The following is a 13,971-nucleotide window of genomic DNA, read 5'->3' on the forward strand; positions in this document are numbered from 1 at the left end:
TACGACTTCGACGTTCGACGCTGCATCACGATGCCTCGTCGAGCGGTACTTCAGTAGAACAATAACAAGACCAGTTCATTTCCAACTCGCGCCGTTGGGCTGACGGCGAACTTGAAAAATCAAAGAGGTTACGGAAGGGGCTCACCATGAGGGACCGCACGACGTTACGCGTCGCGTCCATATCGCGTTCCACCATCGACGATTGAAGATTTCTCCATCCGCATAACGCAAGCCGCTTCCGCGCGCTCGCGAGCAATGCCTGTTGCCCTATCGAGGAAGATGAACCACCATGATCATCAACGGCACCGACGCAAACAATCAGATCGCCGGCACTAATACGGCTGACGTCATCAATGCAAAAAACGGCGACGATATCGTCAACGCCGGGGCAGGCAATGATCTCATTCAGGCCGGCAACGGCAATGACAGCATAAATGCTGGTGCGGGCAACGACCTGATCGACGCCGGAAATGGCAATGACACGGTGGATGGCGGCGCCGGAAATGACGTCATTCTCGGCGGCAACGGCAACGATACGCTGCTCGGTGGGACGGGCAATGATCTGATCGGCGGCGGAAACGGCGACGACATCATCGACGGCGGTGCGGGTCGTGACATCGTCAGCGGCGAGAATGGCAACGATATCCTGATCTACCGCGTTTCGGAGAATGTGGGTTCTTGCGATATCTATGATGGCGGCAAAGGCCAGGACACGCTCCGCCTCGTCGTCACGCAGGAACTGGCGAACTCGGCTTCGTTCAGGTCCGATCTTGCGGCAATCCAGGCGCTTATCGCGCGCTATGGCAGCGCGGACTACGCGTTCAGGAGCTTCAACCTGGCCATCGTCTCGATCGAGAAGGTCGAGGTCGTCATCGAAGGCGCGACCAATCATGCGCCGGTCGCAGTCGCAGATATCGTCTCCGTCACGGAGGATGCGACGACGGTTGCGAGCGGCAATTTGCTCGCAAACGACACGGATGCCGATGTCGGCGACACCCACATCGTATCGGCGGTAGCGGGAGGCACGGACAACGGCACCACGATCACGGTCGTCAGCGCCTATGGAACGCTGGTCGTCACCAAGGCGACCGGCGCCTACACCTATACGCTCAACAATTCCAGCGCATCCGTGCAAGCGCTCGCCGAAGGCCAGCAGGTAACGGATCAGTTCACCTACACGAATGCTGACAACCACGGAGGCACGGGCTCGTCGACGCTCACGGTGACCGTCACCGGCAGTAACGACGCGGCCACGATCACCGTGTCTGGGAGCCAGGATATTTCGGTGATCGAGGCCGGCGGCGTTGCCGACGCAGTGGCCGGCGATCCCAACGCGTCGGGCCAACTCGCGGTGCACGACCTCGACAGCGGCCAAGACCATTTCGCCACCCCGGCTTCCCTGGCCGGCACGTACGGCAACTTCACCTTCAATCCAGCGACCGGTGCCTGGACCTATACGCTCGATTCTGCGAAATCGGATTCGCTCGTCGCAGGGCAGCACGTCACCGACACCCTGACGGTCGCCTCGGCCGACGGCAGCGCCACCTCCGATATCGTGGTGAACATCACGGGCGCCAACGACGTAGCCGCGATAGGTGATCCTGCACAGCACGACGTCACCGAGGACAGCCAGCTGACGGCATCGGGGCAGCTGTCCATCAGCGATCCCGACCAGAACCAGGCCGCGTTCCAGGCCGGCGTGATCACGGCACCGGGCAATCTCGGCGCAGTGACACTGTCTGCCGACGGTCACTACACCTATTCGGTCGACAACGCGGCGATCCAATATCTCAGTGCCACCGACACCAAGACGGAGACCTTCACCGTCACGTCGATCGACGGCACGACCAAGGAGATCAGCTTCGATATCCACGGCGCGCAGGACGCGCCGAGCTTGAGCGTTCAGGACGCATCTGGCGCCGCCGACGGAGAGATCACGCTCAACGTCGCGGCCAGCAAAGTCGATCAAGGCAGCACCTTGTCGGTCAAGATCGAAGGTGTGCCGACGACGTTTGACGTCGAGCACGGCGTGGCAATCGGAGACGGCACCTGGCTCGTGACCGGCGATTCAATCTCCGAGATCGTCTTGATCCCGCACAATGCCGTCGGCAGCACGACCCCATTCACACTGAAGGTCACGGCCACCTCCGACGACGGCGTGCATCGGGCGTCGAGCTCGGCCGAGCTCACGCTGACCGTGACGCCCGGCGCCAACGAGATCAATGCGTTGGATATTGACGGCTACATCGGCGGAGCCACGGTCTTTGCCGACGCCAACAACAACGGAATTCTCGATGCGGGCGAGGCGTTCACGACGACCCGGGCCGACGGTAGCTTCACGCTGTCCGGCGGATCCGGTCCGCTCGTGAGCATCGGCCGTGTCGACATCTCGACGGGACTGCAGGTCGATGGCGTGCTGAGGGCGCCGGAGGGATCCACCGTCATCACGCCGCTGACGACGTTGATCGCTGCCTTGATCGACAGCACGTCGCTGACAGCTGACCAGGCCATGAACGCCGTGGCCGCCGCCTTCGACCTTGACCTGACCGGTATCGACTTGAGGTCGTACGATCCGGTGCCTGATGCGGTGAATAGCGATCCAACGGCGACCGCGGTGCTTGCGGCGGCCATCCAGGTCCAGAGCACGGTGGCGCAGGTCTCGGCCGTCGGCGTTGCGCCGGATACGGTCATAGCCGCAATTGCGGATGCGGTTGCTGCCGCTCAGGCCGATCCGGACAATCCGCTGCCCTTCGATCTCAGCTCGCAGGAAACGGTGCAGAGCGTAGTTGTGTCCTCCGGCGTCGACGCGGCGGCTGCCGCGACGCTTGTCGAGGTCGTTGCTGCCGCGAACAAGAGTATTCAATCAGCTACGAACGTGACCGAGCTAGCGCAGGCCGGCCAGGTTGCTCAAGGCGCGGCCACGGACCAGTTGGCCGCGACGGACTTTTCCGACCCGGATTCGGTGACTGAGCTCACCACCCTCTACGTCGACAACCTTGACCAGCAGGTCGGGAATGCCGTGCTGACGCCGGTCGGCAGCGCCCAGTTCGGCTCGCTCGGCGATGACGTGCTCTCGGGCGGGGGTGGCAGCGATCTGATCGACGGTCAGGACGGCAACGACCGCATCAGCGGCGGCGCCGGGAACGACATTCTCTTTGGTGGCGCCGGCAAGGATTATCTCACGGGCGGTGCCGGTGACGATGTTCTCGACGGCGGGCCAGGATTCGACCGCGCCGTCTATACCGACGCGACCGGCGGAGTCACGATCAATCTCGCGGCGGCAACCGCGTCCGGCGCCGGAGTGGATACGGACACGCTCGTCAACATCGAAGCCGCCATCGGCAGCGAATTCGCCGACATATTCAACGGCGCCGGATTCACCGGCGACGCGCGTGTTCCGGGCAGCCCCGTCGGTTACAATGAGTTCGAGGGCAAGGGCGGCGACGACACCATCATCAGCAATACCAACAGCCAGGGGGCGGAGCTCACGCGCGTCTCCTATGTGAGCGCGACCGGGGCGGTGACGGTGGATCTCGCGGCCGGCTATGCGCAGGGTGATGCGTCGGTGGGCCACGATACGCTGGTCGGTTCCGGCTTCAACGGCGTCTGGGGCTCAGCCCATGACGACACGATTCTCGGCAGCAACAATCCGATGTTCACCGCGGAAGTGTACTCGGGCTTGGCCGGTAACGACTATATCGACGGCCGCGGCGGCTATGACCGCGTCGACTATAACGTCGATCCGACCACGGCGACGGGAATCACGGTCAATCTGGCAGCCGGCATCGTGACCGGCGACGCCACCATCGGAACGGACACGCTGCGCGCGATCGAGGCAATCCGCGGCACCAACTTCGCGGATACCTACAATGCCTCCGGTTTCGGCTCCAGCAGCGTCAATGCCGGCTCGAATGGGACGTTCAACGAGTTCACCGGCAACGGCGGCGACGACACCATCACCGGCAACGGCTTTACGCGGCTCGGTTTCAACAATGCGACGGCGGGCGTCCAGGTCGACTTCGTGACCGGCATCGCCACCGGTGATTCATCCGTCGGCACCGACCATTTCACGGGCGTCAACGCCGTCCAAGCATCGATGTTCGATGACTCCCTGTATGGCGGCGCGACCAACGATACCTTCACCGGCCTTGCCGGCAACGATCATATCGACGGCCGCGGTGGCTTCGACGTATCGTCTTACAACAACATCTTTTTCACCACGGGGGGCATCACCGTCAATATGGCGGCCGGCATCGTCACCGGCGATGTCTCGAACGGCACGGACACGCTTCGTTCGATCGAAGGCATTCAGGGCACAAACTTCAACGATACCTACGATGCGACCGGTTACGGCGTGACCGGGGACAACATCGGCAACAACGGGACCTTCAACCAGTTCGAAGGGCTGCGCGGTGACGACGTCATCACCGGCAACGGCAACACACGCCTCATTTTCGCCAATGCCACCGGCGGCGTGACCATCAATCTCGTGGGCGGCACCGCCAACGGTGACGGTTCGACCGGTCACGACAGCTTCACCGGTGTCAACAGCGCCCTCGGCAGCAACTTTGCCGACATTTTCGACGCGACCGGATTCTCTGGCCCGAGCGGGACCTCGTTCCAGGGGCAGGGGGGCGACGACCAGATCATCGGCAACGGCACGACGCAGATCCAGTACAACAACGCCACCGGCGGTGTGACCATCAATCTCGCGGCCGGTTCTGCCAGCGGCGACACGTCGGTCGGCCACGACAGTTTCAGCGGCGTGAACAGCGCCATCGGCAGCAATTTCAACGACGTCTATGACGCAACGGGCTTCACCGGCGTCAACGCAAATTTCAATTCATTCCAGGGCAACGCCGGAAACGACAGCATTATCGGCAACGGCAACACCCTGATTCAGTATGGCAGCGCGACCAGCGGCGTGACCATCAATCTCACCGCGGGTACGGCTGATGGTGACGGCTCGGTCGGCCATGACACCATCGCCGGGGGCGTCTTCAACGTCTTCGGATCGAATTTCAACGATACGATCGTCGGTAGCGCCAGCAATGACGGCCTCTCCGGCAGCGGCGGCAATGACACGCTGGATGGCCGAGCCGGCAACGATTTCCTTAGCGGCGGAGCCGGTGCAGACACCTTTGTCTATGCGAGCGGCGGCGGTTTCGACTTCATCCAGGATTTCGTCCATGGCCAGGACAGGATCGATCTGACCGGAGTCTACGGCATCTATAGCCTCTCCGATCTGCAATCGCACGCGGAGCAGAGCGGCCCGAACACGGTCATCACGTTCAGTTCCGGTGACGGAATCACGCTTCAGAACGTCACTCGGAGCAGCCTGACGGCGAGCGATTTCCTGTTCGGCACGCCGGCCGCGCCGATCGTCGGCGACGACGACGCCAACAGCCTCGCCGGAACGGCAAATGCCGAATCCATCAGCGGCCTCGGCGGCAACGATCGCCTTCAGGGCCTGGGTGGCAGCGACCTCCTGGATGGCGGAGCGGGCTTCGACCGCGCCGTCTATACCGACGCGACCGGCGGCATCACGATCAATCTGGCAGCAGGCGTCGCCTCAGGGCCGGGCGTCGGAACCGACACACTCGTTGGCATCGAGGGGGTGGTCGGCAGCAATTTTGCCGATACGTTCAACGCGGCTGGGTTTACCGGCTCGACCGGCCTGCCCGGCGTGGCGGCCGGCCAAAGTGAGTTCGAGGGGCGGGGCGGTGACGACAGCGTCATCGGCGATCTCAACGCCCTGGGGCAGGCGGTGACGCGATTGTCCTATCTGAGCGCGACCGGTGCCGTCACGGTCGACATCGGCGCAGGCACCGCCGACGGCGACGCCTCCGTCGGTCACGACACCTTCTCCAACGTCTCGACCATCTGGGCCTCGGCCTACAACGACACCATCTACGGCAGCGACAATGCCGCCTTCACCTACGAGACCTATGAAGGGCGCGGCGGCGACGACTATATCGACGGCCGCGGCGGCTACGACCAGGTCACCTACAACTCGGATACGACGACCACGTCAGGCATCTACGTTCACCTGGCCGCGGGCGTTGTGAACGGCGATGCGACCGTCGGCACCGACACGTTGCGCAACGTCGAGGCCGCTCGCGGCACCAATTTTGACGACACCTTCGATGCGACCGGATTCGGTCAGCCCGGGGCGACCAATGTCGGCTCCTCGGGGGCCTTCAATGACTTCGCCGGCGCCGGCGGCAACGACACCATCATCGGCAACGGCTTCACCCGCCTGAACTACCAGATCGCCGCCTCGAGCGTCAGCGTCGATCTCGAGACCAGCGCCGTTGGGACGACGAATGCAGTCACGGTCGCCGGCAGTGCCACGGGTGCGACCGAGGGGACCGACACCTTCACCGGCGTCAATGCGGTGCAGGGATCGACCTTCGCCGATACCCTGCTCGGCAGCAGCTTCAACAACAACTTCACCGGACTTGGCGGTGACGATTACATCGACGGTCGCGGCGGGTTCGACGTTGCCATCTACAACAGCCTCAGCACGGTCATGGGTGGTGTGACCGTCGATATGGCGGCAGGCACGGCGACCGGCGATGCGTCGATCGGCAGCGATACGCTGCGCTCGATCGAGGGCATTCAGGGCACGGGCTACGCCGACAGCTACAACGCAACGGGCTACGGCCAGAATGGCGCCTCCAACGTCGGCAACAACGGCACCTACAACCAGTTCGAGGGCCTGGGCGGCGATGACGTCATCACCGGCAACGGCAACACCCGCATCATCTACGCCAATGCGACCGGCGGGGTGACTGTCGATCTCGGCAGCGGCACCGTCAGCGGCGATGCCTCGGTCGGGCACGACATCATTACCGGTGGTGTGAACAGCGTTGCCGGATCGGGCTTCAGCGATACGCTGAAGGGAAGCGGCGGTGCCGACAGTCTGCTCGGCAACGGCGGAGCCGACACATTCATCTATGCCAGCGGCGGCGGAGCCGATTTCATCGGCGACTTCTCGCAAGCGCAGGCCGACAAGATCGACCTCTCGGGCGTCACCGGCATCTATACGCTGGCCGACGTCCAGGCGCTCGCCTCACAGCAGGGGCCGAACACGTTCATCAACTTCGGCAATGGTGACAGCCTGACGCTGCAGAACGTCACCCTGTCGAACCTCACCGCGGCGGACTTCATCTTCTCGCCGGGCGTTCACCTGATTGGCGACGCCAATCCGAACACGCTGGTCGGCACCGGCTATGCCGATATCCTGAGCGGCCTCGGCGGCAACGATGTCCTGCAGGGGCTCGGCGGCAATGACCAGCTCGACGGCGGCCAGGGTTTTGACCGCGCCGATTACAGCGATGCGACGGGTGGCATCACCGCCAACCTGGCGGCCGGCTCGGTGACGGGTCCCGGCGTCGGCAGCGACGTGCTGGCGAATGTCGAGGGCATCCTCGGCAGCAATTTTGCCGATACGTTCAACGCGGCTGGATTTACTGGCTCGACCGGCCTGCCCGGCGTGGCGGCCGGTCAAAGTGAGTTCGAGGGGCGCGGCGGCGACGATAGCGTCATCGGCGATCTCAACGCCCTGGGGCAGGCGGTGACGCGGTTGTCCTATCTGAGCGCGACCGGTGCCGTCACGGTCGATATCGGCGCAGGCACCGCCGACGGCGACGCCTCCGTCGGTCACGACACCTTCTCCAATGTCTCGACCATCTGGGGCTCGGCTTACAACGACACGATCTACGGCAGCGACAATGCGGCCTTCACCTATGAGACCTATGAGGGGCGCGGCGGCGACGACTATATCGATGGCCGCGGCGGCTACGACCAGGTCACCTACAATTCGGATACGACGACCACGTCAGGCATCTACGTTCACCTGGCCGCGGGCGTTGTGAACGGCGATGCGACCGTCGGCACCGATACGTTGCGCAACGTTGAGGCCGCCCGCGGCACCAATTTTGACGACACCTTCGATGCGACCGGCTTCGGTCAGGCCGGGGCGACCAATGTCGGCTCCTCGGGGGCCTTCAACGACTTCGCCGGCGCCAGCGGCAACGACACCATCATCGGCAACGGCTTCACCCGCCTGAACTACCAGATCGCCGCCTCAAGCGTCAGCGTCGACCTCGAGACCAGCGCCGTCGGGACGACGAATGCAGTCACGGTCGCCGGCAGTGCCACGGGTGCGACCGAGGGGACCGACACCTTCACCGGCGTCAATGCGGTGCAGGGCTCGACTTTCTCGGACACGCTGCTCGGCAGCAGCTTCAACAACAACTTCACCGGTCTTGGCGGTGACGATTACATCGACGGTCGCGGCGGGTTCGACGTTGCCATCTACAACAGCCTCAGCACGGTCACGGGCGGCGTGACCGTCGACATGGCGGCAGGCACGGCGACCGGCGATGCGTCGATCGGCAGCGATACGCTGCGCTCGATCGAGGGCATTCAGGGCACGGGCTACGCCGACAGCTACAACGCAACGGGCTACGGCCAGAATGGCGCTTCCAACGTCGGTAACAACGGCACCTATAACCAGTTCGAAGGCCTGGGCGGCGATGACGTCATCACCGGCAACGGCAACACCCGCATCATCTACGCCAATGCAACTGGCGGGGTGACTGTCGATCTCGGCAGCGGCACCGTCAGCGGCGATGCCTCGGTCGGGCATGACAGCTTTATGGGTGTCAACAGCGCAACCGGCAGCAATCTTGCCGACAGCTTCGACGCGACGGGATTCGTCGGGTTCAACGCGTTCCAGGGCCAGGGCGGCGACGATACCATCATCGGCAATGGCAACACGCAGATCCTGTTCGGGAATGCGACGTCCGGCGTGACCATCAACCTCGCCGCAGGCACGGCCAGTGGCGATACCTCAACCGGCCATGACACCTTCACAGGCGTCAACAGTGCGGTCGGCGGCAGCGGCAACGATACGTTCAACGCGGCCGGCTTCGTCGGGGCCAACTTCTTCCAGGGCGGCTCCGGCAACGATGCCATCACCGGCAACGGCTCCACCCAGATCCAGTACGGCAGCGCCACGTCAGGTGTGACCGTCAATCTCGCTGGCGGCACCGCGGACGGCGACGGCTCTGTGGGTCACGACACCATCACAGGAGGGGTGACCAACGTCGCGGGCTCGAACTTCAACGACACGATCACCGGCTCGGCCAGTGGCGACCAGTTGTTCGGGAACAACGGCAACGACCTGCTCAACGGCGGTGCCGGCAACGACTTCCTGGGTGGCGGTCTCGGCGCCGATACCTTCGTCTACGCCACCGGCGGTGGCGCGGACACCATCGGCGACTTCTTGCAGGCGCAGACTGACAAGATCGACCTCACGGGCGTCGCGGGCGTCTCCAGTTTTGCGCAGGTTCAGGCGCTTGCCACTCAGGTTGGGCTGAACACGGTCATCGACTTCGGCAATGGCGACAGCCTGACGCTCTCGAACGTGACGCTGTCGAACCTGACGGCGGCCGATTTCATCCTGGGGCAAGGCGTCAACCTCACTGGCGACGGCAATGCGAACACGCTGACCGGCACAGCCTATGCCGACAGCCTGAGTGGCCTCGGCGGCAACGATCGCCTGAAGGGCCTCGATGGCAATGATTTGCTCGACGGCGGCCTCGGCTTCGACCGCGCCGACTATACCGATGCGACGGGCGGCATTACCGCAAGTCTCGCCGCAGGCTCGGTGACAGGTCCGGGTGTCGGAACTGACACGCTCGCGAATATCGAGGGCATCGTCGGCAGCAGCTTTGCCGACACGTTCAACGCGACCGGCTTTGCGGGTAACACCGGCATTGCCGGCACGAATCTCGGCTTCAACGAATTCGAGGGTCGCGGCGGCGACGACAACATCACGGGAGCCACCAACAGCCTGGGTGCGCTGCTGACGCGCATCTCTTACGCCAACGCGACGGGTAGCGTGACAGTGGATCTGGCCGCGCATTCGGCGACGGGAGATAGCTCGGTCGGGACCGATACCCTGGTTGGCTCGGGCTTTGCCGGCATCGTCGGCTCTGGATTTGCCGACCAGTTGCTGGGCAGCGCCAATGGACCGGGGACCGTGGAGACCTTCGAAGGTCGCGCCGGCAACGACTCCATCGATGGCCGGGCCGGTTTCGACCGGGCGGACTACGCGCTCGATCCGGCAGCCGTGGGCGGCATCAACGTTCAGCTCGCTGCGGGAACCGTGACGGGCGATGCTGCGACGGTCGGCACCGACACGCTTCGATCGATCGAATCCGTGCGCGGCTCGAATGACGCGGACGTCTTCAACGCCACCGGCTTCGGTGCAGGCAGCACGAATGCCGGCTCCAACGGGACCTTCAACGAATTCATCGGCATGGGAGGCAACGACAGCATCACCGGTAACGGCAACACGCGTATCGCGTTCACCAATGCGACCGGTCTCGTGACCGTCGACCTGCTGGCGGGCACGGCGAGTGGTGACGCATCCACCGGCAGCGACACCTTCAGCGGCGTCAATGCCGTGATGGCCTCGATGTTCAACGATGTCATTTATGGAAGCAACAACACCGCAGCTACCGAGACGTTCACTGGCCTTGCCGGTGACGACTCCATCAATGGTCGCGGCGGCTTCGACCTCATCAGTTACAACAATATCTACTTCTCCACCGGCCCGGTAACCATCGACTTCACGGCCGGCACTGCGACCGGTGACAGTTCGATCGGCAATGACACGTTCCGCGGGATCGAGGGCGCCCAGGGCACCACTTTCAACGACGTCTTCACGGCGACGAATTTTGGTGCGATTGGCTTCCAGAATGCCGCCGTCAACAACGTCGGCAACAACGGCAATTTCAATCAGTTCGAAGGCTTGGCCGGCAATGACACCATCACCGGAAACGGCAACACCCGCATCATCTACGCCAGCGCGGCCGATGCCGTAACGATCAACCTGCAGGCAGGGACTGCAACCGGCGGCAGCTCGATCGGCGCCGACACCTATACCGGTGTCAACAGCGCGACCGGTAGCAACCAGGCCGACACTTACAATGCGGCGACATTCGTCGGATTGTTCGGTACCTTCAATTTGTTCGAGGGCCTCCTCGGCAACGATACCATCACCGGCAACGGCAATACGCGCGTCTCATATTCCCAGGCAAGCGGAGGCATTTCCGTCGATCTCTCGACCGGAGCGGTGAGCGGGGCCGCAGGCGCCGACGTCATCACGGGTGGCGTCAACAGCGTCCAGGGTTCCAATCTGGCCGACACATTGGTCGGCAGTTCAAATGACGAGTACTTCTTCGGCGGTGGCGGCGCCGACACGATCAGTGCCGGCGGCGGCAATGACGGCATCACCGGCCAGGGCGGCAACGACACGATCGATGGCGGCGCCGGCACCGACATGGTGATCTTCAGCGGGACGCAATCGCAGTATACCGTCACGACGCCTGGACCGATTGTGGTTCAAGACAATACGGCGGGCCGTGACGGCACCGACAGCCTGAGCAATGTCGAAGTGCTACAGTTCAGCGACGGCATCGTGTTGCTGTCGTCGGGTTCTTCGGGCAGTCCGATTGATCTCTCGACGCAACAGCAGATCTCCGGCAATGCGCCCGTCATCGGAACGGCCGGTGACGATTATCTCCGTATCGGGAGCAACATCTTCGGCCATCAGATCAATCTGGGCGGCGGGGGCGCGGACACGGTCTTGCTCAACGGCAGCGTCTTCGGCAACGGTTACACGCTCAATCTTGCCGGCGTCGGGAACCTGGTCGGCAGCAATAGCGACGAATTCGTCAACCTGACGAACCACGCTGACGGATTGGTCGTAAACCTCGGTGCCGGCAATGACCATCTCAGCCTCGTGGGCGGTACCAATACGCTGAGCCTCGTGGACGTCGAGGGGATCGCCGGATCCGATTTCGGTGCGACGCCTGGCGTCAATGACGTGCTCAACTTGTCGACGACGGTCACTGGCCTGGAGATCAGCCTCGGCAACGGCGACAACACGATGAATCTCGCCGCCGGCGCGAACTCGTTCGTGAATATCTTCGACGTCAATCACGTCAATGGAACCGGGGGTGATGACACTCTGAGTGTGACCGGCGCAATCTCTGCTGCGAACGGGGTCGCAATCGACCTCGGCAATGGCGAGGACACCATCGTCCTCAACGGAAACTTCGCTGCATTTGCCGCGGTCGGTGTCGAGCACATCAACGGCAATGCAGGCGATTATTCCTTGAGCTTGACGAACAATGTCGACGGCATCGCAATCGACATGGGCGGTGGCAGCGATCTGGTTTCTCTCGCCAATGGCGTGAATTCGCTCAGCATCGTTGGGGTCGAAAACCTCAACGGCAGTGATTTCACCGGCAATCTCAACCCATCGGACGACACGGTCACACTTCTGAACACCGTATCCGGCGTCACGGTCAATCTCGGCGAGGGTACAGCCAATGTGCTGAACCTCGCCGCAGGCAGCAATTCGTTCGACAATCTCTGGAACGTGAATCTGCTCAACGGGAGCTCGTCGAACGATACCCTGACGTTGAACGGCAGTCCGGCGAACGTGATCGATCTCGGCGACGGGAATGACAGCTTGACCTTCAACGCGAACGTCTACGACATCACGGTAAGCAACGTCGAAAACATCAATGCTGGCGCGAATTTCGACAGGATCACCATCGGCAATACGTCCGGCAACACGACGATCACTGCCGGCGCGGGCGCGGATGAGATCTTCGCCAGTGCGGGCCACGACAGTTTCCGTTTCGTCAGCATCGCAGATTCCGCCGCCGGTGCTGCCGATACCATTCACAATTTCGACGCAGCCAACGATAGCTTTACCTTCTCAGGCATCAGCATCGCCGGCGGTCACATCGAGTATGTGGATAGTGCGGCGCTCCTCGGCGCCAACCAGGCTTCGGCCCATTTGCAGAGTTTTGGGCCTGGCAACGACTACCTCCAGATCGATATCGATGGCGATGGAGCCAGTGATATGGACGTTAGCCTGCAAAATGCCACTGGCACGCTGCACAATGGCAACTTCCTCATCACCTAGGCTTTGGAGAAGGCGTCGGCTTCGGGGCCCTATGGCCCCCGCGGCCGCCGGACATATGCAGCGCGCCTCAAAACAAAGACCGCCGCCATCCGGTTACCCGTTGTGGCGGCAGTCGTTAATCCAGCCTGGCTCGGCCTCAGCCAAGCGCTCTCCAATTTACCAGGCGTACCAGTATCCCCACCAGCGCTGGGACACGGGCCGTGCCTGCGCCTTCATGGCCGCGACTTCCTCGACCGGGCGAAGCTGAGGACCATAGATCGCGGGCGGGTAGACATCATCCCACAGCACAAGTCCGCCTTGGACGGAAGCCGCCCGATGATGCGCCGGACCAAGCGCGAGCTCGGCGGCTGGCGCCACGGATGCGGTCAAGGTGAGGCCAAGAGCAGACAGAGCAATGCATGGAATAAGCACGCGGAAGTTCATTGGATTGAATCCCTTCTAAAATGCGATGCGAAATAATGCGACGGCTCCCGGACGGTTGCAAGGGCATCGGCCGAACGATCGGCGCGAAATTCCCCGTTGCGGGAGACAAGGTCTGCTCGAAGCGCTCCTGCTCGACGATAAAGGCTCGGGCCCGCCAGCTCGCAAAGGCTTCTCTATATAGCTCGCAAAGGCTTCTCTATATAGAGAGTGATCGTTCCGGACCGAAATGAGAGATGGGGAGGACGAGCGGACGCGGCATCGCATTGCATGCACACAAGAAGTCGAGGCGTGAACAATCTTTCGGCGCCGGGAGGCACCGAGAATCATGATGTCGACACACTGCTCGGTCTTGATGTGTCCCCGGACTATCCGGGACGACTCTCCATGGCTTCTGCATTTGTCTCCGCTTCCATTTTTGGCGCTGGCCTCATCTTGGGATATGCGCTGCGTGCTTGGCGCGTCCAGCGAAGGGCTGCAAGTTCCGGTGAGACCTCGACTCCCACCTCAACATTCGGCCATGCCCGACGAGC

2 protein-coding genes are annotated in these 13,971 nt (G+C 62.7%); one reads left to right on the forward strand and one right to left on the reverse strand.

Annotated elements, in window-relative coordinates; genetic code table 11:
• Window positions 1–289: 289 nt before the first annotated feature.
• Window positions 290–13,018 (forward strand): VCBS domain-containing protein, encoded by a 12,729-nt coding sequence (locus LRP30_RS09545; protein ID WP_276017372.1) that lies wholly within the window; start codon window positions 290–292, stop codon window positions 13,016–13,018.
• Between the two features lie 156 nt (window positions 13,019–13,174).
• Here LRP30_RS09545 and LRP30_RS09550 read toward each other — a convergent pair whose 3' ends face one another.
• On the reverse strand, window positions 13,175–13,375 hold the full coding sequence (locus tag LRP30_RS09550; protein WP_245509153.1) for a hypothetical protein: 201 nt from the start codon (window positions 13,373–13,375) through the stop codon (window positions 13,175–13,177).
• Between the last annotated feature and the right edge of the window lie 596 nt (window positions 13,376–13,971).

Origin of the sequence: Bradyrhizobium sp. C-145 (assembly GCF_023375135.1) — a bacterium.
In the GTDB taxonomy this organism is placed as follows: domain Bacteria; phylum Pseudomonadota; class Alphaproteobacteria; order Rhizobiales; family Xanthobacteraceae; genus Bradyrhizobium; species Bradyrhizobium zhanjiangense.